The organism is Faecalimicrobium dakarense (assembly GCF_000499525.1).
Classification (GTDB): Bacteria; Bacillota; Clostridia; order Peptostreptococcales; family Peptostreptococcaceae; genus Faecalimicrobium; species Faecalimicrobium dakarense.
The window spans coordinates 23,694-46,163 of the sequence record NZ_HG529344.1; the positions used below are offsets into that span (position 1 = coordinate 23,694).

Annotated in this window: 25 protein-coding genes and 1 riboswitch; of the genes, 8 read left to right on the forward strand and 17 right to left on the reverse strand. The window is 25.5% G+C overall.

All coding sequences use genetic code 11. The annotated features are described in order from the left end of the window. Positions 1 to 96: 96 nt before the first annotated feature. From BN899_RS10020 to BN899_RS10040, 5 genes are all read right to left on the reverse strand, one after another. On the reverse strand, positions 97 to 885 hold the full coding sequence (locus BN899_RS10020; RefSeq protein ID WP_042275018.1) for a MetQ/NlpA family ABC transporter substrate-binding protein: 789 nt from the start codon (positions 883 to 885) through the stop codon (positions 97 to 99). Between the two features lie 18 nt (positions 886 to 903). Continuing rightward, positions 904 to 1,557 (reverse strand): methionine ABC transporter permease, encoded by a 654-nt coding sequence (locus BN899_RS10025; protein ID WP_042275019.1) that lies wholly within the window; start codon positions 1,555 to 1,557, stop codon positions 904 to 906. Beyond that, positions 1,557 to 2,516: a methionine ABC transporter ATP-binding protein gene (locus BN899_RS10030; RefSeq protein WP_042275021.1), complete on the reverse strand. Its 960-nt coding sequence runs from the start codon at positions 2,514 to 2,516 to the stop codon at positions 1,557 to 1,559. The genes BN899_RS10025 and BN899_RS10030 overlap by 1 nt, the downstream gene beginning before the upstream one ends. 103 nt (positions 2,517 to 2,619) lie before the next feature. Further along, a riboswitch (SAM riboswitch) is annotated at positions 2,620 to 2,723 on the reverse strand. A gap of 176 nt (positions 2,724 to 2,899) precedes the next feature. Beyond that, positions 2,900 to 3,523, reverse strand: a complete 624-nt coding sequence (locus tag BN899_RS10035) for a hypothetical protein (RefSeq protein ID WP_042275022.1) — start codon at positions 3,521 to 3,523, stop codon at positions 2,900 to 2,902. Between the two features lie 74 nt (positions 3,524 to 3,597). After that, entirely contained in the window at positions 3,598 to 4,194 is a 597-nt protein-coding gene (locus BN899_RS10040; protein WP_042275023.1) for a hypothetical protein, read from the reverse strand. 185 nt (positions 4,195 to 4,379) lie between these two features. Here BN899_RS10040 and BN899_RS19790 point away from each other — a divergent pair, with 185 nt between their 5' ends. Then, a complete protein-coding gene (locus BN899_RS19790) occupies positions 4,380 to 4,562 on the forward strand; it encodes a hypothetical protein (RefSeq protein ID WP_242824144.1) in 183 nt (60 codons plus the stop codon). Between the two features lie 11 nt (positions 4,563 to 4,573). Then, positions 4,574 to 4,966, forward strand: coding sequence for a DUF3793 family protein (locus BN899_RS10045; protein WP_242824145.1), 393 nt, complete (start codon positions 4,574 to 4,576; stop codon positions 4,964 to 4,966). 72 nt (positions 4,967 to 5,038) lie between these two features. Here BN899_RS10045 and BN899_RS10050 read toward each other — a convergent pair whose 3' ends face one another. Next, on the reverse strand, positions 5,039 to 5,644 hold the full coding sequence (locus BN899_RS10050; RefSeq protein ID WP_042275024.1) for an acetate uptake transporter: 606 nt from the start codon (positions 5,642 to 5,644) through the stop codon (positions 5,039 to 5,041). Positions 5,645 to 5,831: 187 nt separating this feature from the next. Here BN899_RS10050 and BN899_RS10055 point away from each other — a divergent pair, with 187 nt between their 5' ends. Both BN899_RS10055 and BN899_RS10060 read left to right on the forward strand, forming a co-directional pair. After that, positions 5,832 to 6,416: a hypothetical protein gene (locus BN899_RS10055; RefSeq protein WP_042275025.1), complete on the forward strand. Its 585-nt coding sequence runs from the start codon at positions 5,832 to 5,834 to the stop codon at positions 6,414 to 6,416. 22 nt (positions 6,417 to 6,438) lie between these two features. After that, positions 6,439 to 6,711: a hypothetical protein gene (locus tag BN899_RS10060; protein WP_042275026.1), complete on the forward strand. Its 273-nt coding sequence runs from the start codon at positions 6,439 to 6,441 to the stop codon at positions 6,709 to 6,711. 37 nt (positions 6,712 to 6,748) lie between these two features. Here the strand turns inward: BN899_RS10060 and BN899_RS10065 are convergent, their stop codons facing one another. The 5 genes from BN899_RS10065 to BN899_RS10085 form a co-directional block, all read right to left on the reverse strand. Further along, positions 6,749 to 8,632, reverse strand: a complete 1,884-nt coding sequence (locus BN899_RS10065) for an FtsX-like permease family protein (RefSeq protein ID WP_042275027.1) — start codon at positions 8,630 to 8,632, stop codon at positions 6,749 to 6,751. Continuing rightward, positions 8,619 to 9,374: an ABC transporter ATP-binding protein gene (locus BN899_RS10070; RefSeq protein WP_042275029.1), complete on the reverse strand. Its 756-nt coding sequence runs from the start codon at positions 9,372 to 9,374 to the stop codon at positions 8,619 to 8,621. The genes BN899_RS10065 and BN899_RS10070 overlap by 14 nt, the downstream gene beginning before the upstream one ends. 120 nt (positions 9,375 to 9,494) lie before the next feature. After that, positions 9,495 to 10,520, reverse strand: a complete 1,026-nt coding sequence (locus tag BN899_RS10075) for a sensor histidine kinase (protein WP_042275031.1) — start codon at positions 10,518 to 10,520, stop codon at positions 9,495 to 9,497. Further along, on the reverse strand, positions 10,520 to 11,194 hold the full coding sequence (locus BN899_RS10080; RefSeq protein WP_042275032.1) for a response regulator transcription factor: 675 nt from the start codon (positions 11,192 to 11,194) through the stop codon (positions 10,520 to 10,522). The genes BN899_RS10075 and BN899_RS10080 overlap by 1 nt, the downstream gene beginning before the upstream one ends. A gap of 155 nt (positions 11,195 to 11,349) precedes the next feature. Beyond that, complete coding sequence (locus BN899_RS10085) at positions 11,350 to 13,488, reverse strand: adenosylcobalamin-dependent ribonucleoside-diphosphate reductase (protein WP_042275033.1); 2,139 nt, start codon at positions 13,486 to 13,488, stop codon at positions 11,350 to 11,352. A gap of 312 nt (positions 13,489 to 13,800) precedes the next feature. Here BN899_RS10085 and BN899_RS10090 point away from each other — a divergent pair, with 312 nt between their 5' ends. Next, the gene (locus BN899_RS10090; RefSeq protein ID WP_042275034.1) at positions 13,801 to 14,001 is read left to right on the forward strand and encodes a cold-shock protein; all 201 of its coding nucleotides are present in this window, start codon (positions 13,801 to 13,803) and stop codon (positions 13,999 to 14,001) included. Between the two features lie 112 nt (positions 14,002 to 14,113). Here the strand turns inward: BN899_RS10090 and BN899_RS10095 are convergent, their stop codons facing one another. The 4 genes from BN899_RS10095 to BN899_RS10110 all read right to left on the reverse strand — a co-directional run bounded on the left by BN899_RS10095 (position 14,114) and on the right by BN899_RS10110 (position 19,151). Further along, entirely contained in the window at positions 14,114 to 16,120 is a 2,007-nt protein-coding gene (locus BN899_RS10095; protein ID WP_042275035.1) for a penicillin-binding transpeptidase domain-containing protein, read from the reverse strand. Positions 16,121 to 16,136: 16 nt separating this feature from the next. Next, a complete protein-coding gene (locus BN899_RS10100; protein ID WP_052356799.1) occupies positions 16,137 to 16,979 on the reverse strand; it encodes a DUF6241 domain-containing protein in 843 nt (280 codons plus the stop codon). Further along, positions 16,972 to 17,499: a sigma-70 family RNA polymerase sigma factor gene (locus BN899_RS10105; protein WP_161628744.1), complete on the reverse strand. Its 528-nt coding sequence runs from the start codon at positions 17,497 to 17,499 to the stop codon at positions 16,972 to 16,974. The genes BN899_RS10100 and BN899_RS10105 overlap by 8 nt, the downstream gene beginning before the upstream one ends. Before the next feature lie 662 nt (positions 17,500 to 18,161). Then, positions 18,162 to 19,151, reverse strand: a complete 990-nt coding sequence (locus BN899_RS10110) for a GIY-YIG nuclease family protein (RefSeq protein ID WP_052356800.1) — start codon at positions 19,149 to 19,151, stop codon at positions 18,162 to 18,164. Between the two features lie 151 nt (positions 19,152 to 19,302). Here BN899_RS10110 and BN899_RS10115 point away from each other — a divergent pair, with 151 nt between their 5' ends. The 3 genes from BN899_RS10115 to BN899_RS10125 all read left to right on the forward strand — a co-directional run bounded on the left by BN899_RS10115 (position 19,303) and on the right by BN899_RS10125 (position 20,874). Beyond that, positions 19,303 to 19,545 (forward strand): hypothetical protein, encoded by a 243-nt coding sequence (locus BN899_RS10115; RefSeq protein WP_042275037.1) that lies wholly within the window; start codon positions 19,303 to 19,305, stop codon positions 19,543 to 19,545. Between the two features lie 271 nt (positions 19,546 to 19,816). Beyond that, entirely contained in the window at positions 19,817 to 20,155 is a 339-nt protein-coding gene (locus tag BN899_RS10120; protein ID WP_042275039.1) for a hypothetical protein, read from the forward strand. Next, entirely contained in the window at positions 20,131 to 20,874 is a 744-nt protein-coding gene (locus BN899_RS10125) for a hypothetical protein (protein WP_042275040.1), read from the forward strand. Before BN899_RS10120 ends, BN899_RS10125 begins: the two co-directional genes overlap by 25 nt. A gap of 72 nt (positions 20,875 to 20,946) precedes the next feature. Here BN899_RS10125 and BN899_RS10130 read toward each other — a convergent pair whose 3' ends face one another. Then, positions 20,947 to 21,672: an EcsC family protein gene (locus BN899_RS10130; protein WP_042275042.1), complete on the reverse strand. Its 726-nt coding sequence runs from the start codon at positions 21,670 to 21,672 to the stop codon at positions 20,947 to 20,949. Between the two features lie 9 nt (positions 21,673 to 21,681). After that, positions 21,682 to 22,416: a nitroreductase family protein gene (locus BN899_RS10135; protein ID WP_042275044.1), complete on the reverse strand. Its 735-nt coding sequence runs from the start codon at positions 22,414 to 22,416 to the stop codon at positions 21,682 to 21,684. Positions 22,417 to 22,470 lie beyond the last annotated feature (54 nt).

A 22,470-nucleotide genomic window follows, 5' to 3' on the forward strand; every position in this document is an offset into this window, starting at 1 on the left:
TAACATTAATTCCCAAAAAAATTTGTCGTTTTATGATTTTATATAAACTTTTTTAAATAAAAAAGGAGTAACCAACAGTTACTCCTTTTTATTAAATTAAAATGATGGAATTATACTCCCTTTATACTGTTTTTCTATAAACTCTTTTACTTCTTTGCTAGTTAATGCTTTTGATAGTGCTTTTATTTTCTCACTATCTTTATTTTCTTCTTTTACAGCTAATATATTTGCATATGGTGAATCTTTAGATTCTATTATTATTGCATCTTTAGTTGGATTTAAATTTGCACTTAATGCATAGTTAGTATTTATTACAGCCGCATCTACCTCTGTAAGAACTGATGTTAATTGCTCTGCTGCTAATTCTTTAACTTTTATATTTTTAGGATTTTCAGTTATGTCTTTGGCCCCTATAAGCTCTCCTTCTTTGACCTTTATTAATCCTTCATTTGCAAGCAGTTTAAGTGCTCTTGCTCCATTTGTTGGGTCATTTGGTATTGCAATAGTTGCTCCATCTTTTATTTCATTTATAGATTTTAAACTATTAGAGTATAATCCCATTGGCTCTAAATGTATTTTTTCTGTGTAAGTTAGTTTATACCCTGTTGATGCTACTGTTTCTTCTAAGTATGGTACGTGTTGGAAATAATTTGCATCTATTGAACCTTCCTCTAATGCGGTATTTTCAAGTGGATAATCATCAAATACTTTTATTTCTAACTTATATCCTTCTTTTTCTAGCTGTGGCTTTATTACTTCTAAAATTTCAGCATGAGGAGTTGATGATGCTCCTATTACGATTTTATTATCATCTTTCGAACTAGAACATCCTACAACCGATACTAATATTGCTGACGATAAAGCTAATGTTAATAATTTTTTAATTTCATTTTAAAATCCCCCTTATTTTAATTTATTATAAACCAAGTTACCTACTCCTTGGATTATTTGAACTAGTATTATAAGTATGATTACTGTATACACCATTACTGCTGTATCATATCTTTGGTGACCATAAATAAGTGCTACATTTCCTATGCCTCCCGCAGCTATTGCACCTGCCATTGCTGTATAACCAAGTACTGCTATTGCTGATAAAGTTATACCCGATATTATTGAAGGCATCGCTTCTTTTATCATAACTTTAAACACAATTTGTAATTTTGTAGCCCCAAATGATTTTGCTGCTTCTATAAGACCTTTATCAACTTCATTTAATGCACTTTCTATAACCCTCGCTATAAAAGGTGTTGCGCCTATAGTTATAGGAACTAAAGCAGCTGTTGATCCTATACTTGTTCCAACTATTATTTTTGTTAATGGCCTTATTGCAACTAAAAGTATTATAAATGGAAAACTTCTAAGCACATTTACTATAAATCCTAATGACTTATTTATTGATAGGTTTGGCTTTAATCCATCCTCTTTAGTTATTACCAATATAATTGCTAGTAAAAATCCAAAAATAGTTGCAAGCACTGTTGGAATTATCGTCATATATATTGTTTCAATCAATGCTTGTGGCAATATGTTAGTTAAAAATTCACTTAAACTCATTATTTAATCTCCTCCCATCTTACATTTTTACGATTTAAATACTCTTTAACTTTTTTACTATTTTTAAGTTCTGTATTTATAATTAAAGATCCTAGTATATCTTCTCTAAACTTTTCTAATCTTCCAAATACAATTGAAAAATCTATATCCAATTCTCTAGCCATAGTAGTTATAATAGTATCGTTTGATGTTTCCTTTGGAAATAATATTTTTATATTCATTCCACTAGGAAGTACTATTTGTTCTTCTCCTATTAATGTTTGAAGCCCCTTAGTATTTTTTAAAAATATTTCTTCTGTATCACCGATTTCTAGTACTTCTCCACCTTCCATTATGGCAACTTTAGTACATATTTGTTTTATAACTTCCATTTGATGAGTAACCATTATTATAGTAATATTTAACTTTTTATTTATATCTTGTAATAATGATAGTATGGATTTTGTAGTGTTTGGATCTAGTGCAGATGTTGCTTCATCACAAAGGAGCACTTTAGGATTTAATGCTAATGCTCTCGCTATTGCAACTCTTTGTTTTTGCCCTCCACTTAAGTTTCTTGGCTTTGCATCTTTTTTATCAGATAATCCAACTAAATCTAGCAGGTTTAATACTTTATTATTTATCTCGTTTCTTGAATATTTAAAACATTCTAGAGGCAATGCAATATTTTCAAATACAGTTTTTCTCTCTAAAAGTGAGAAATGTTGAAATATCATTCCTAAATCTTTTCTTAAATTTCTTAAATCTTTTTCATCTAAATATTTAACCTCTTTTTCACCAACTAATATACTACCTTCTTGATAATTTTCTAATCCATTTATACATCTAAGTAATGTAGATTTACCAGCTCCACTATGGCCTATTATCCCAAATATTTCTCCTTTATTTATCTTGATATCTACATTTTTAAGCACCTTTGAATTATCATAATATTTACTTACATTTTGAATATTAATCATTTTAGTCATCCCCCAATTTAATAAATAACCTATAAATAGTACATAGATTATTTTATATAATAATAAAAGCCTAAGTATAAACTTAGGCTTTTTAAGCAATTTATACTCATCTATCAGCAATACGCTGCAGGATTTAGCACCATGTATATATAATATACTGGTTGCCGGGTTTCATAGGGCCAGTCCCTCCACCACTCTGGATAAGAAAGTATTTAATTTTTTATATTATTTATTTATATTTTTAATGATATAGATGTTATTATTATTTGTCAACCAATTTTCAGAATTTTTTAATTTTAATCAGTTTTTAAATATATAAAAATAAAATGCCTCAATAAAAAATTATATTTATGAGACATTCTATTATTAATATTTATAATATATTATTTTTGTGTATTTGTATTGTTAGTAGTATTAGGCTTGAATCCTAATGCTTTATTCATATCTTCTAACATTTTATTAAACCCATTTTCAGTTTTATCTTTTATTCTTGTAGCTTCATCAACTGCTGTTATAAATTCATCTTGGCTTTTATTCATTATATCTTTTGGAAGTTCATCTAGTTTTTTAATTCTTTCATCTAAATTAGCTATTGTCTTTTCTCCCTCTGCAATTAAATCTTCATTCATTTTCTTTAACTTTGCATCTTCTGTTTTTCCATCATTTTTTAAAGAATCTACAAATGATTTAACTTTATCTCTACTATCTTTATACGCAGCTTTTAAATCAGCTACATATTTTTCATTTCCTGGATATTTATTTGTCTTATAGTATTCATTTACGCTTGCTGTATCTTTATACATACTATAATTAGATAATCCTGTCATATAAGCATTGTAACTTTTAGAATAGTTTTCTGAGTAACCATTTCCTGCAGGTACATTTTTTTGATCTGTTGTTGATGGTTCTGGTGTTGGTGCTGGTGCTGGTGTCTTTTTAGTACATGCTACTGCTCCTAATGATATTGCTATTGCCATACCTACTGTTACTAGTTTTTTACCTTTCATATTTCTTCCTCCTGTGTTTATACACTTAATTTATTTTTAATTGATATGTATCAATTATTCCTTAATATATTTATCTAACTTTCTAAATTTATACCTAATATATCTTCTATCTGATTTAAAGTTTCATCAAATTTATTTTTTTCTGTTATGTCATCGTCTAAATTAATTTTTAAATACTCTATAAGATCTTTAGTAGATTTTTTTAAAGTATTTTCATCAATTTTAGCTATTTCATTTTCTTTAACTTTTATATCATCCATTAATACTTTGCATTCTTCTACTAATTTATCATTTAAATTTTTTAACTTAGCATCATCTATTTCTAATCCTGTAATAGATTCTTCAAATGCTTTTATATTTATTTTGCTGTCATTTAATGCTTCTTCTAAATCATTTAAGAATTTTTCGTGATTTATTTCACCTTTTTTAGCTAACATATTTTCTAAGTCGTCATAATCCTTTAAATCTAATGGTTTTATGTATTTTTCATAACTTTTAACTAAGTTTTCTTTATATTGTTCCTTAGTCATAGGTGATTTTTGCTTATCTATATTCTCTTCTATTTTATTTGGTTTTGTAGTTGGTTCTTCTGTCTTCTTAGGTTGTGATGTACATCCTGAAATGTTAGAAATAAAAAGTATAAAAAGGCCTAATAGCAATATATGTTTCATAAATTTTAACTCCTTTCTTTTAAATCTTTATTCTTATATATTATTTCTAAATTTTAGATAATTATTTATATAAATTTTAATTTAAAATAATTAATAATTTTATGAATATTCTTCATTGAAAGTGGTTATCATTTGTTAAATAATACTTTTTATTTATTATCACTTTTAATTAAGGAGATTTAATTATGAACTGTTACTCTTGCAAAAATAAGATGAATTCATCTTATATAAAATGGCTTATAGAATTATTAGGCCCTGTACTTCTGGGATCTAAACCTTGTGAAATAATTACAATCCCAGCCTTTGATAATGATAAAGAAAATAAATTAAAAGATATTTATATGTATTTTAATAATTGTAAAAAATAGATGTTATAGTTATTAATAAAAACAAAAATGGATACAAGGTTCTATTTGTAAATAAAGAATCTTTAACTAAACAGCTAGATAATATAAAAACTAGAAATTTCTTAAAATTTTTAGGCTATCCTACAGATATTAATATTGAGCCTGCCCTTTCTCATTTAATAGATAAATTAAAGGGAGATGTTTTTCCCGATGAGATTGGAATATTTTTAGGCTATCCACTTAAAGATGTTGTTGGATTTATGGGGTATGGAAACTATAAGTTTCATAATACAAGATGTTGGAAAATTTATGGAGATCCAAAACCTTCTGAAGATTTATATTATAAGTTTTTGGAACATAGAAAAGAGATTAGAATAATGCTTGACTTTAAAAGTATTGATGTTGTAATTGCATCATTTCAATAATTAGTTTAATTGAAAAAAGCCCTTATAGTATACACTATAAGAGCTTTATATAATTAAAACTTTTAATAATTCCTATTTGAATATTCCAAATGGCTTTCCAACTGGTAAAAATACTTTTCCAAAATGAGTATTTAAAACAGATGCACCACATCCATAGAATGAGAATATTGCTATTAATAATTCAGAGTATGCGGCTATTTGATGAGCTAACTCTGGTATTATGTTAAATGATGTTAATGTTAATCCTATAAATAAGAAGTCTATAAGTACAAATATTATAAATAATACTTTATGTGTTTCCATTGCTCCTATAGTCATAAATAATGTGAATATTAAGTATCCTAAATATGCAAATCCTAATTGCTTTGTATCAATACTTGAAGCAAGCTCCGCTCCGAATACTCCATTTTGTATTAACCATGTAAATCCAACAGCAAACCAGAAAAATGCATATGCTCCAAATGCTGTTGCTCCAAAAGTATTATTGTGTTTGAAATCATTTATACATGCCATTAACTGAGCTGATGCACCTAAAAAGATTGCCCATGGTATTATTAATGATACTCCTGATGTTAATCCTAATTTTTGAGATGATGCCACAAGTGTTATGATTGCTAATCCAAAAAGTCCTAATGCTGATGGATCCGCTACAACTATTTTTACTTTATTTTCGTTCATTTTGTCCTCCTACTATAATTGCGCTTAGATTTATATTATAAATTCAGATTTAAGTTTTTGCAATAAAAACTTTTTATATTTTATTATTTATTTAATTTTAATATTTTATACCTTCCATATGTAACACATATTAATTCATACCCATAACTTATTATAGATATTACTATAAAATAAAGGAGGGAAAAGTATGGATTTCCAATCTCCAGGATCAAACCTTAAAGCTGTAACTACTAGTGATTTATACGACATTATTGATAAATGTAAAAATAAGACTCTTAGAATTACTTATTGTTCTTTAACGCTAAATAACCAATGTATAAATACTAAAACAATAACAATAAAAATAAATAAAATAAATAGACCTTGTGAAATGGTCGAGGGTGTAGTACTAAGAAATGGAGAGCCTGCTGAAGATATTATATTAAAAAATAGCCAAATTTTAAATATTCAATGTGTAGGCGGAGGCCAAACTCCAGATAAGTCTTATATTTTTGATATAATCAGAAACTGTAGGGGATTTGTAAGAATAACACAATGTACAAACTTAGAAGGAGGCCAATGTAAAAATACAACAAGCTTTCCATTTTTAGTTACTGATATAGATGAAAAAAATAATAATATTAAAGGATATAGAATAAGAAATAACTCTATACCTGAATATGCTTTAATTGATGTAAGCTTAATTACTAGAGTTGAATGTTTAACTCAAAATAGCGCGCCTAACTTACCTTGGAATCTAATTTCATACCTAAAAAACACCTTAAATAAATAAATTTTAATAAAGGAATGATATTATGAAATATTTAAGCTATTCATGCGGCTATATCATTGATATTAGAAAAATAGATAATGATACTACTTTTATAACTATAGGTAAAGATATTAATAATATTTATAGTTATCTTACTTTAGTTGTATCACCTAAAACTTTAATTTTAGACCCAGAATGTAATGAAATTTCTATAGAGGGCCTAAATCTTAGAGATACAATACTAGCTTATCACTCTAACGCAATGACTAAGAGTATACCACCTCAAACAAAAGCTTATATAATTGAGGTAAAATAGTAAATAAGAAAAAGAGCATACTTAAGGATGCTCTTTTTTATTTTGTTATTTGTATATATTTTCTTGCACTAGCAATATAATAAACTATATAAATAAGTGTAAATATAAGTATTGATCCAAATGTTACAATATAACCACTTTCATTAAATAAACCATTAATTGCATATCCTGCAACTATACTATGAATAACACCTACTATTATAGGCATTGAGAAAAATATCCCTACTTGCTTATATATAGCTTTATTTATATATTCCTGGCTAATGCCTAATTTTCTCAGAGTTTCAAATCTTACTTTATCAATGCTTGCATCAGATATACATTTAAAATACATTATACTTCCAAGTGATACCATAAACACTAATGTTAAGAAAATACCAATAAAGTATACTGAGTTTATAAAGTTATAATCATCTTCATTAAACATATCAAAACTAAACATAGACATATCTGTATATTTTTTTATATAACTTGATATTTTATCTGTATTTTCATAATTTCTTAAAGTTACACCTCTAAACTTTATTTTTTCGTCGTATTTTAAAGTATTTTCAAAGTATGAATAGTCCTTATCATTTACAATTAAAATTATCGAATCTGTTAATACTCCAGTTATAGAAGATGCAAATCCATCATTTACTTTTATCTTTTTATTTCCTATATTCATATTTATTTTTAAGTTAAATGCATTTATAAGATTTTTAGGAATTATTATTATCCCTTCACCTTCTTTAGGATTATTTTTTATTATTTTCTTTTCATTTACCAGTTTTTTATTACCCATAATATGTTCTATATCTGAGTATCTAATTATATTAAAATCATTTATATATGGATTTAAATTCGTTTTATATGGTATAAAATCTAGATTTGCTTTAAAATCTATTTCTTCTTTACTTAATTTAATAGCTTCATCAACTATTTTATCATCGTTAGAGCTTTGACTAATATAATATAAACTATAAGGAACCTCTACTTCCCTTCCTCCTGAATTTAAGTTTTTCATACAAAATGCAGTTATAAGACTTGTTAGTGTACAAGTTATTAAAATAGCAACTTGAGCTAATGTTTTATTGTTATTTTTTATTCTAAATATTATATTATTGTAACTTACTATATTAGTAACCTTATATAATATCTTCTTATTTTTTATTATTTTAGTTATAATAAATGTAAAAAATCCTTTAAACAAATACATAGTACCAATCATAACCATAATAACTGTACCCATTATAGCTATTGGAAATGGTATATTAAATCTTTTATATCCTACAATAAATATATAAGCTAGTATTATTACAAAAAAACCTAATAATCCTTTTAATGTAGATCCTTTAATATTTTCAAATTGATAGACATTTTTTGCATTTATTAATTTTGTTATATCTGTTTTTATTAAAGTTATATACTCTTTTATAAATACAAATAAAAGTATACTTAAAAATACTAAAGAGGTTTGAATTATAGCTAGACTTGATACTTCAAACTTTATAGCTACATTTATTTTAGCTACTTTTACAATTCCCATTAAAAATAGCTTATTAACTAGTATTCCTAAGAATATCCCAACTATTAATGCGATTATTCCTGTAATTAATCCTTCAATTGCAAATAAAAGTGCTATCTTATTGTTTTCTACTCCCATAAAAGTATATATTCCAAACTCTTTTTTTCTTTGTTCTATAAAAAAACTACTTGAATAAGATATAAAAAATATAAAAAATAAAACCAAAACTACTGCACACATATTTGTTATCATAACTACTGTTTGTAGTTGAGATAGTTCTCTAATTTGCTCACTAAATATAAGTGATATAAAATTATAAAAAACTGTTATTGAGAAAACCATTGAAAATATATACATTCCATAGTTTTTTACATTTTGTTTCAAATTCATCATTGATAGCTTAAATAAGTTCATTTACTTCACCTCCAAGAGACGTTAGTAAATCCATTATATTTTTGAAAAATTCTTTTCTGTTTCCATTGCTATCTATTCTTGCGCTTAATTTTCCATCTTTTATAAAAATCACTTTTTTAGAATAACTTGCTGCAAATGCATCATGAGTTACCATTATTACTGTAACATTAAACTTTTCATTCATATCCTTTAAACAATTTAAAAGTTCTGATGATGATTTAGAATCAAGAGCTCCAGTTGGTTCATCTGCAAATATTATAGATGGTGATGTAATTAACGCCCTAGCCGCTGCAACTCTTTGTTTTTGTCCTCCTGATAATTCATATGGATATTTTTTAAGATGCATATCTATTCCAAAAAACTTTGATAATCTAGTAATTTCTGATTCTATATAACTTTGTTTCTTTCCTCCTATAACAAGAGGAAGTGCAATATTATCTTCTACACTCATACTATCCAGTAGATTATAGTCTTGAAATATAAACCCTATATTATCTCTTCTAAATTTTGATATTTCTTTATTATTTAAAGCATGTATATCTTTGTTGTCATAATATACATTTCCTTCACTAGGCTTATCTACTGTTGATAAAATATTTAAGAGAGTAGTCTTACCCGCACCTGATGGTCCCATTATACTTATAAATTCACCTTTTTTAACTTCTAAATTTATATTATCTATAACTTTAAATTTATTAGTTTGAGTTTTATACTCTTTTTTTAAATTAACGACTTTTAACATATTAATTTACCTCCAAATAATAACTATACATATATTTTATAAATTTAAGCACTTATAATCCATCCATCAGCCTTACAATTTAGAGGTTAAAATTACATTTATGTAATATTAGAGTTTTATTTAGAGTGTAAAGTAATCTGATAAATTGTAAAATGTAATATATATATCACAAAATTCACCTTGAGTTGAAAATACATCTATGCTATGACTTAATTTACTCAGTATCTTTTTAGATATATAAAGACCCATTCCCGTTGATTTAGTTTTTTTACGGCCATTTTCTCCTGTAAATCCTTTGTCAAAAACTCTTTCTATATCTTGTGGTGCTATTCCAATTCCATTGTCTTTTATATGTAACTTTATGCTTTTCTCATTTTTAGTTGCATAGATTTCAATTTGTCCGCTTTTTTCTATATATTTACATGAATTGTCTATTATTTGCTCTACTATGTGAGTTATCCACTTTTTATCAGTCAAAACATTAATATCTAAATTCTCTAGTTTCAAATCTATCTTATTGTATATAAATAAATGTTTGTTTCGCCTTACAATTTCTTTTATCACTTTTTCTAAATTAACTTCTTCTATTAAAAAATCTGAACTATAGTTTCCAGACCTTGATATATACAATGCTTGACCAACTAAGCTCTCGATTCTTTTTAATTCTATATTTATTTCTTTATACAAATTACTTTCATTATGTAAATTATTTTGATTTTCTAATTCTTTAACTCTTTGAGATATTATTTCAAGTACTGCTATTGGTATTTTAACTTGATGTATCCAATTTGTCATATAATCATTTATTTCTTGAAGTTCATATTTTAAATTTTGTATATTATTTTCATAGCTATCTAACTTAGTATCTATGACATCATAAAAATATGGATTAAATAAACTATTTTCTTTTTTTATATTATTATTTACATGATTATACAACTCATTGTATTTTTTCTTATACTCTAAGTAGCCAAGTATAAAAAATACTATACAAGTTATTACTATTAATGTATTTATATAAATTAAACTATTTAATATTTTTGATAAGCTTAAATCTAACACTACATTCAAATTTAAAATAATTAATATAGAAATAACCAAAAATAAATATATTTTTACTTCTTTTAAATATCTAAAAATACTCATTATATACTATACCCTTGCCCTTTTTTAGTAGTTATAAAATTATCTAAACCTATTGTACCTAGTTTTTTTCTAAGTCTATTTATATTTACTGTTAATGTATTTTCACTTATAAACTCATCACTATCCCAAAGTTCTTCTATTATTGTATCTCTATTTACAATATTACCTTGATTTTTAATTAAAATATTAATTATCTTAAATTCATTTTTAGTTAATTCAACAAACTCTTCTTTAAAATAAATTTTACTTTCCAAAATATTAAGTACTACATCTTTATATTTAATTATATCGCTATTTAAAGTATTATTATATGAATATGTTCTTCTAAGTATAGCCTGAACTTTTGCTACTAAGACCTGTGGTGAAAACGGCTTTATTATATAATCATCCCCACCTAGATTGATAGACATTACTATATCCATATCACTATCTCTTGATGATATAAATATTATTGGTACTTTCATAAAGTTTCTAATTTGACTACACCAATAAAATCCATCATAGCAAGGTAAATTAATATCCATTAATATAAGTTTTGGATTAATTTTTAATACTTCATTAGTTATATCTTCTAAATTTTTTACTTCATATACATTATACCCCCACTTACTTAGATGTGTACTAATCTCCCTGCTTAAGGCCTGATCATCTTCCACAATAAATATATCTATCATATTTACCACCTTCTTATTTTTTATTGTAATATCTTATCTGAAAATTATTGTATCAGAGTTTTACAAATTATGTAAATTTATAATTTATAGATAATTAAATACAAAAATACCCAAACCTTTTATTTAACAGATTTGGGTATTTTAAATATAAACTCTTAATTACATTTGCTATAACCACATTGAAGGCAAATTGCACATCCTCCAGTTGGTATTATTGTTTCACTTTTACACTCAGGGCATACAAACTTTTCTACTTCGTCAGTAGTTATAGATATTTCTTTTTCTTCACTAATACTTTCTTCATTTTCTATCTTTTTATCTTTTTTTGGCTTTTCATTTAAAAGTATTCCACTTCTTTTACATCCGTCTCTGTATATAGTTATTCCTTTTAAACTATTTTTATAAGCTTCAACATATATATCATAAACTTCTTCAACAGTTGCTTCATGTGGCAAGTTTATTGTAGAAGAAATAGATGCATCTATACTTTTTTGCCATGCGCTTTGCATTTTTATTCTTTCTATTGGCTTTAGCGTCATTGCCGTTTCAAATATATTTGGTAGCTCATCTTCATTGTCTATATTGTTAATATGCATATATTCAGATACTACTGGTGTATATACTTTGTAATATACATCATCATCATGCAATGATTCTGTTTTTCTAGTATATGATGTATTAAACATTGGCTCAATTCCGCCACTAATTCCTAACATTGTAGATATTGAACCTGTAGGTGCTATAGTTAATATCTGTGAGTTTCTAAGACCATATTCTTTAACTAAATCAGCCACTTCTTCAGTAATATTTTCTTTGAAAAACTTAGAACTTAATACTGCTTCTTTATTATATTTTTTATACGTTCCTAGTTCCTTAGCTAACATTGCTGATTGTTTTACTGCTGCATTTAACATAGTTTTAGATAACTCTCTACATAGTTTTATAGATTCTTCACTACCATATCTTAAATTAAGTTTTATTAGCATATCTGCAATTCCCATAACGCCTAATCCTATTTGTCTATAGTTTGTAACTGCTTCAATTTGTTCATCAAGAGGATGTAAACTTAAACCTTCTTCTAACACTTCGTTTAGTCCTATAACACAATCCGATACGCATGATTTAAATTTTTCTATATCAAATATCGCATTTTTTGTAAATGGCTCTACTATAAATTCTGCTAAATTTATAGACCCAAGTAAACAACTTCCACCTGCAGGAAGCGGCTCTTCTGCACATGGATTTACTCCTGCATACTTGAAATTTTTGTCTTCACTTAATAAATGATTTTTTTCTATATTATCCCAAAATAGTATTCCTGGTTCTGCATAGTCCCAGTTATTTCTTATTAATTTCATAAATAATTCTTTAGCATCTACTTTTTTAACTATTACTTGTCCAGTGTCTCTAACTTCGAATTTGCATTCATATTCTTTATCATTTAATACAGCATCCATAAATTCTTTATTTATTCTTACTGATATATTAGCTTTAGTAACTCTTTCTAAGTCAGTTTTTATATCTATAAATTCTTCTATATCTGGATGATTTACATCCATTGATATCATAAGAGCACCACGTCTTCCCTTTTGGCCTATAAGACCAGTTGTCATAGAATAAAGATCCATAAAAGATACAGCACCTGTAGTAGTTCTTGCAGAGTTATGAACTAAAGCACCACTTGGTCTAAGATTTGATATATCAATCCCTACGCCTCCACCATAACTAAATGTTTTAGCTAATTTTTTTGCAGTATCAAATATGCTTTCTAAATTATCTTCTGGTTTATTAAGTACATAACAATTAGAATATGTTACTTTTATTCCATCTTTATTTAAACCTCTATTTGCTAATATTCTTCCTGCAAATAAAAATTTACGTTCTCTTATTAATTTTGATATTTTTTTATTTCCTCCAGATACTCTTTCAATCCAACTGTCAAAATTTTCATTTTCGTATTGATATTTCTTAGACCAAATTGATTTTTGTAGTTCATCCATTTTCCATTTAGAACTTCTTACATCAGCTCTTTTTTCTCTATATAAAATATACTTTTTAGCTACATCTTTTCTATTTGATTCCATAAGTAAGTCTTCAACTTTATCTTGTATTTCCTCTACTGTAAAATCTTTTTTACTATTTTTTATTTCATCTTCTATTTTTAAAGATATTGACTTTGCTAAATCTATATCTGTTCCAAATTTACTATTTATACTAGATTTATAAACAGCATTAAATATTTTATTTTTATCAAATAGTTCTTCACTTAAGTCTCTTTTTATTACTTTACACATTCAAATCCCTCCAATTTAAAATACTATTTTAACATTTACTTCATACCCAAGTTTTCGATACATACACAATATATTGTATCACACTTTTTATATTTTCCTATATATTGTGTTTTATAATTGTTATAAAGTAGAAATCGTAAATATTAGAATTCATTAATTTTATCTTTTAGATGTATATTTTAGATATATTTTTAGCTTATTTAAATATTTTTTTGAAATAGTACTTGTTTTTATTTTTTATATAATATATACTTAGGTAACAGACTTAGTTTAATAAGTTTGGATTTTTTAAATACACGGAGGATTTTTCTAATGAAAAACGGAATAGTAAAATGGTTTAACAGTGAAAAAGGATTTGGATTCATATCTGTAGAAGGTGGAGATGACGTTTTCGTACATTTCTCAGCTATACAAGGTGACGGATACAAGACTTTAGAAGAAGGCGAAAAGGTTAGCTTCGAAATAACTGATGGAGCTAGAGGACCTCAAGCTGCAAACGTAAATAGAATATAATTATATTAATATAGATATATTTTTATTTCAAAAGAAGAGCAAATGCTCTTTTTTTTGCGTTATAATTAACTTTTAATATAAAAAAGTACCTATCTAATAGGTACTTTTTTTATTATCTTTCTAAATAGTGTTTTATTGAATTACTTACCTTTTTAACTACAAATTCACTTCCACCTTTGTCTTTTACATCTTCTATAATCATAGATACTACTATTTTAGGATTATCAGTGTTTAATGCAACAAACCATCCATTTTCGCTTCCATTAGTATCTTCCTTACTTTTTTTAATTTCAGCAGTTCCTGTTTTGCCTGCTATGTTTATTCCATCTATCTTTCCAATACTAGCAGTCGAGTCACTTTCATTTACAACAGCAGAAAATGAATCTACTAATTGATTTATATAACTACTATCTATTGCTTGTTTGTAGACTTTAGATTCTTTATTTTCGCTTATAACTAATCTTGGTGTCATTATATTCCCATCATTGCCTAAAGAACTGTATGCCATAGCTACATCTAAAGGGCTCATTAAAACTTCTCCTTGACCATAACCTGTATCAGCTAGTAATATTTCATTATCTAAATTTTTACTGTTAGATATTTGTGATTTTTGCATAGGATATTCAAATTTAATTTCTTCTCCTATCCCAAATTTTTTACTTCCTTCTATATATTTATCACTTCCTATTTTAAGTGCTTTATCTGCAAAATATATATTATCAGAGTATTTAACTGCATCCTTTAAATTAATATATAACTTATCGTCTTTAACCCTACTTATTTTGTAATTTCCCCAAGAGCTATCTTTTTGCCAATCTTTATCTTTTATTTCCATAGCTTCATTTGGATTAATCACTCCATTTTCTAGGCCTATAGCTGATGTTATCAATTTCATTGTAGAACCTGGAGAATATACATCATTTGCTCTATTTTGAAATTGTGCATTATTGCTATTTTTGTATGTACTTTCTATCTCTTTTGTTTTATATGTTACTAAGACATTAGAATCATAAGATGGAGAGCTTACCATAGCTAATACTTCCCCAGTTTTAGGGTCTAATGCTATTGATGCTCCTTTTTCTTTATTCATTTCATTGTATATTTTATTTTGTAAATCTGAATCAATAGATAATTTTATATCTTCTCCATTAATGGGATTAGTTTTTTGTATCGTTATTTTTTCTTCTCCTCTTTCTAAGTATATATGAGCTCCATCTTTACCTCTTAGCTTTTCTTCATATATGGATTCTAATCCTGATTTTCCTATCTTACTATATGGACTATATCCTTTGCCTTTATTTTTGTCTAATTCCTCTTTATTTATTTCTCCTATATATCCAATTAGATTTCCTAGTGCTTCACCTTGTATATATACCCTTGAGTTTTTTTTATATACTTTAACACCTTCCATTTCAAATAACATAGTCGCTTTATCTACTTCATGCTCTGACACGTCTACTATAGGAACTAAGTGTTCTGGATTAGTATTTTTATTTAGTTTATCTTCTATATAACTTTCATCAATATCTAAAATTTGAGCCATCTTACTTATATTTTCTTCTTTTTTTACTTCAAATACACTTGGATGTATTTCTATAGAGTTTACAGTACCATTAGTTGCTAGTTTATTTCCATTTCTATCTAATATGCTTCCCCTTTCTGCAAAATTATTTACTACCCTTACTTTATCATCTTTTATCATATTAGGAAGTATTAAATTTTCCTCCCATTTTACTTTATATGTTTCATCCTCTTTAACTAAATCTATATTAAGATTATCAAATTTTAAATCCCCAGCTATTGTGTTCATACTTACACTTATTAGCATATCAGATGAATTAGATTTATCATCTTTATTTATATCTATTTTTATATTATTAGCTCCTATTGCTGAATATATATTTGTATATCTTTTTATGAACGTATCCTTATCTATATATTCCTTAGAATCTTTAGATAATAATTCATACATATTTTCATAACTTTGACTGCTCCATGCTTTTATATATTTATCTAAGCTATCTTTTTCTTTATCTGATTTATTACATCCTATAATATTCAAACTAATAGTAATTATAATTAACAATATTAAACTAATTTTTTTATTTATATTTTTCATACTAATCCCCCTGTATTTACCTAAAATGGCTATTTTTTATATTTTCTATTTCTCCATAATGCAGACCTATGGCTTCTCCTACTTCTCCATTTAACGCTCTCCATACATAATTATGTAATTCTACTCCATTTTCAAAATTTCCAGCTTCCCATTTTTTAAGTTCATTATATAAATAACTTTTACTACTTTCATCAGACATATTTTCTACTCCTTTTAAAGCTGCATCTATTGTTTTAGGACTTATTTCTGTATAACCTCTAGAGTAATCTCTAGCAACTATTATCCCATTTGCCATTTCATGTATTAGGTTTATAGTTTCTTCATCTGTCACTGGTACATCTACATTCTCTTCGTATACCTCTATATACTTCTCGTCTTCTTCAGGTTCATATTTAACTTCTTGTTTATGTACCTCTTCATCAGTCTTTGATAAACTCGGTTGTACTATAGGCTCTTCTTTTCTTACTTCAAATTTTATCTTCCCATTTTTATCTAGTTTAGCCTTCGGCAAAATCTTATCTATACCTGTAATACGCGCTATCTCATCAATATGTAGTGTGTTATTTATATTTTGTAATAACTTTTCTATATAAGGCATTTCATGTGCTAATATAGGATTATAAACTCCAATAGATAATATTACTGTTATACTTGCTGCTAAAGATGTTGATATTTTTTTTAACTTTTCTTTTTTCATATCATTTTCTGCTTTATCTATTGATTTTCTTGCTAAAGACATCATATCATTAGGCACTTTTATATTACTTATTTTTTCTCTATCTATATAAAATTCTTCCATTTGTTTATCTAGTTCTTTTATATCATCTAGATTATTTTTATTTATCTTTTCCTTAGTCATTTTTATATCCCTCCCTCAATAAATTTTTCATATCACTTATAGCTTTTCTTATATGTGTTTTTATTGTATTTACAGGGCGATTTAGTGTATTTGCTACTTCTTCTACTTTCATATCATGAATATATCTAAGGATAATTACATCTTTATACTTATCTTCTAGTTCATCTATAGCATTATATAAATCTATTTTTATCTCCATTTGATCTTCTACAACTACCTCTTTTATAAATGCTTCTTCCTCATGTTCTAAATCTATAATTCCGTTCTTTGATAAAAAATCATTAGATACATTTATAAGTATTCGAGTTATCCATGTTTTAAAGTACTCAGGTTGCCTCAGTTTTTTTATTCCCCTAAATGCTTTGTATACTGTTTCTTGAACTACTTCCTTAGCATCATCTTCATATTTAGTTCTTAGGTATGCCTCCCTATATAAATAATTCATATGTACTTCTATTAACTGTTCAAAGGCTTCCCTATCACCTTTAATAGCTCGTTTTACTGTAACTATATCTTCCATATTTTCTCCCTTATTATATACTTTCATTTATGATTGCACTTATTAGACCTTCCCCTTAAACAAAAGGTTTTAAAAATTTTAATTTTTTATTAAAACTATGGTTTCATAAAATAAAGCATAGAGAAAATTCTTCTCTATGCTTTTATTTAACTAATTGCATCATAAATTAGTACCCAAATTTTTTTGATAATTTATTTTATATTAAAATTATTTTACGAATATTATTTTATACCAGCTTTTATCTTATTGTAAATGTATAAATCTTACCAATTATTTAAAGCCCATAGGTATATAAATTAAAAATATTTATATACCTACAGGCTTTAAATAATCACTTCTACATAGTCAGTATAATAGTTTTTACTACTATCCATAGAATCCGATGGTCTTATTACTTTTATTAAATAATAATTATCTTCTAGTTCCTCATATTCTTTTACATAATAATTTCCTATAATATCGTTAAATTCATTATATGTTATTTGTTTTTTCTTAATAAATTATCTAGTATCTTTAATTCTTCTTCCATTGCATTAATACACATCCTTATTTATAATCTGCATTATCTTCTCCATATAACATCATTGACATGCATCTAAACCAATTTTAGTAAGCTATAATAAAAAAGAGCTAACTAATAAGTAGTTAACTCTTTGAATTTATTAAAGAATAATATAATTAATCTCTTCATGATTTTTTATATATGAGTAAATTATATTAATAAAATCTATATCATCTTTATTTATTAAGTTTTGTTTTTCTTTAGGCTCTATATCTTTTTCTTTCATTTCTGTTATTAAATCATTTATATTAATTAAATCAAAGTTTTTAGTTTCTACTATCTTAGAGCTTTTTAGTATTCCATATTCTATTATGTAAACTTTGTATTTATTTTCGTTTAACTTAATCCAAGCAAATATTCTTTCTTTTTTATTCATAGTATTTATAATATTTTGCTTAGATAAAAAACTTTTAAGTAAATCTATTTTATTGTTTATTATTGATGCTTTTTCAAAATTAAGCTTTAGTATTTCATCTTGCATTTTATTTTCTAGGCTTCTTAATATATCTTTATTTTTTCCAATTAAAGTATCTTTAACTTTATCTAATATTTTATTATATTCTTCTTTAGTAATTGTTTCTCTACATGGCCCTATACATTGATTCAAGTCATATTTTACACATTTTACTAATCTTTTACATGATCGTATTTTATAAAATTCAACTAAAATTTCTTTTATTTCTTCTATTTTTCTTTCCATACTATACGGTCCAAAATATAAACTATCATCATCTATTTCTTTTACCACTTCTATATATGGATAATCTAAGTTTTTCTGAATTCTAATATACTTATAGTTTTCATGATTTTTCATTAATTTGTTGTAAATAGGCCTTATTTTTTTAATCATTTCACACTCTAATAAAAGTGCATCTAATTCTGTATCTGTAGTTATAATTTCAATATCATAAATTCCTTTTACCATTCTAGTTACTTTCCTTGAATGGTTTGACGAATTCACAAAATAACTTTTTATTCTGTCTCTTAATTTTTTTGATTTTCCAACATATATGATATCTCCATTTTTATCTTTCATCATATATATACCTGGAGTTTTTGGAAATTGACTTATCTTTTCTTTTAGTTTCATAATATCCTCTTTATTTTACAGCTATATAATTTATTAGACTAAATACTACTATATAACTATTATATATATTATTTTTTATTTATCAAGAACCAAACTTTTACAAATATCATATATTATATTAGGCTTTATATCTCATAAAGGAGTTGATAGTATGACTAGATCAACTGAGCAAATGCCTGAAAATTTTTATAATTATCTTTTAACTTTTTTAAATGAATATGTAGAGCTTTACACATATTTTAGCCTTGATCCTTTATATGGTGAAGTGGTAGAAGTAACTCCTTTATTAATTGTACTTGATTCAAAATATTTAGGTAAACTTAATTCATCTTTTAATGAAAGTTCAAAATTTTACCTACCTTTAAATTCAATAGTATCTATTAAGAAATTATAATTATAAAAAGTTAGAGCCACAGAATTATATACTGTGGCACTTTTCTGAGTAAATATTTTACTATTTATCAAAAATTTCATTTTACAAAATACGTCATTCCTTAATTTATCCACAGTATTTTCTAACCATTTTTATTATTTTGCTTTGTTTTAATATTTTTATAGACATAAATTATTTATTTTCCCTAATTTTTATAAGCAGATATTGGAGAATGATTTTAAAAGGTATTTTAACTTTTAAGTTCAATTTTATAAAAATAAGGAGTGATGAGATGAGATATAAAAAATATTTAATTATTTTAAATATATTATTAATGAGTATTTTTACTGGTTGTTCAAGTGTAAGCGCTGAAAATTATATTCCAAACATAGATGTTCGAGGGTTGACTCTAAAGACATCTTTAATTCAAACAGCATACGAAATGTATAATGTAAATCTAGGAAATCCAGATACTTTTTCAGAAGCTTTATACAAGGATTACGGAAAAGAATCTCATAAGCATTATAAATGGCTTGTGTCCTCATATAATGAAATGAGTGATGGCATGAAAAAAAGTTTAAAAATATTTTTACATATGGTAATCATTTGGATTATGCATATAGTATTATAGATTTAGATGATAATACTACTACTAAAGAAATAGTCAATACAATTATCAATGATGAAGGTTTAAACTTACCTGGCTACTTGAAAAAAGATATTAGTAATTTTTTAAATTATTTCTATAATAATTACTTTAAGTCATATTTTAATAAAAATATAAATAGATTTGATAAAAAATCAGATAAAATAAATGAAATTTTGGAAATAAACGATGTTAATGTTATAAAGTTTATGGAAGATACCTCTGGAATAAAATTTAACAAAAAAATAAAATCAGTTTTTTATTATAATTTTAATCCAATTCAACCTCAGGAATTCAAAAAAGGAAATGTATTATTATCAACTATACAACCAGATACAACCGCCAAAGATATTTTAAGCATTCCTTTTCATGAATATTCTCGCTCTTTATTTAAGACATTTACTACAACTCCAGAATTTTTAGATGTGTGCAATTTACTAAAAGAAAATAAAGAGTTTATAGAAGCTTATAATGATATCGGAAAGGGCCTTTACACTTTTGAGGAGTGGTGTGAAATAAATTTAATAGAGGGATTCTCAAAGTACTTAGATTATAAATATTATAAAAGTGCCTACGAGTATACTAGATATATTTATGATTTAGATTTTTATAATTATTTAAAAGATAATAGTTTTAATCCTAATAAAATTTCTTTGAAAGATATTAGTATTAAATTTTACAAAAGCAAATTAAATACTAATTAACATTGAATTAAATAATAAAAAGGAGTTATAATGTTAAATATTCACATTAATAACTCCTTTTTGTTATTTAATCTAATTATTAAGTTCTTTACTTCTCATTCTATATGAAAATATTGCAGTTTCACTAAGTTTGTCTATTAGTTTTCCATTTACATAAAATCCTACAAATGCACCTACTCCAGGCATAAGTTGAAAAAATTTCGCTAAATCTAGATAGTCTCTATACTGTTGCTGAAAATTCTGCCAATCAAAATCGTTTATATCATCGGGAAATGTCTTTACATATTCGTCCCAGTTTTCCATTTTATAAAATGTCTCATTCATATTTTTTTTACTTGAAAATGCTAGTTGCAATATATGTAGTATATAAATTCTTTCTCTATAGTCAGATACATCATGTCCATATATAGCCGCAATATCATAAAGTAACTTTATTTTAATTCCAAGTAATAATGGTAAATCAGTAAGTCCTATAAGTATGCCAGCAGCCCCTGTTGAAGCTCCTTCTATTCTAGCTGTAGTTTTATATGTTTTAGTCTTTTGCTCTACTAATATTTCTCTTTCCTCTAATGAAATATTTTTGTATGGCTTCTTTGTTATATATTTATATCCAAATAAAACTGACTTTGTCATACTTTTTATTGCTTGCGTCATTATTTCATGATATTTCTGTGGTAATACTTCATTAAACTTATTTTGTACTCCTTTTGATGCCCTTTCAATTATAGATGGCTTTTTACACATAGCTTTTTTCCATTTATTTAACTCTTCTCTTGCAATAATATTATAATTATTCATCTTCATCTCCTAATAAAATATATATCCTCCATTTTCATACTTCCATCTACCCATATATCCTTCACTATAAGCTCCTAACTGAAAATGTAGCATAGATATACCTAAATCAATCTTTTCGTACCCATGATTTTTTTTCATTATTTTAGCTTCAACTTTATTGTCTTTTAGCTTGTAGGCTACTATTTTTTTATTTAATGCTGAAGGTGCTTTTGCTGTACAGTCTATTCCAACCTTAACCCATGACGGTATTTCTTTATTGTGTGATATTAGTATATCATTAAAAGATTTTTCATTTTTATTAAGTGTTTTTACAAGTTTTTCTTTAATAGATAAATTTTTATCAACATTGCCTATTGCTATTATGCATACTAGTTCTTCATTATCTTTAAACTCTATATATTTTTTACATTCTTCTTTTTTATATGTTCCACCTATCCAACAAGTTCCAAGCTTTAAATTAGTAGCTTCTAAAACTATACTTTCTCCATAATATCCAAGTTTTTCTTTGTAGTTTCTTATATTTTTGTCCCCTACTAATGCTATAAATGATTTTGCGTTAGATATCATTCCATAGGATGCCTTAAATCCACTTATATCATCTTTCCCATCCTTTATATATTGAATATTTAACTTTGTTCCTTTATTTATGCTATCTATTAATTCTTTAAGTATTTTTACGTCTTTTCCATCTATATCTTCTTCAGTATAAGTTCTTCTAGACTTTCTGTTGTCTATTGCATTTATCCACGATTTTTTTTAATTCCATAGTATAAACTCCTTTATATATAAATTATATAT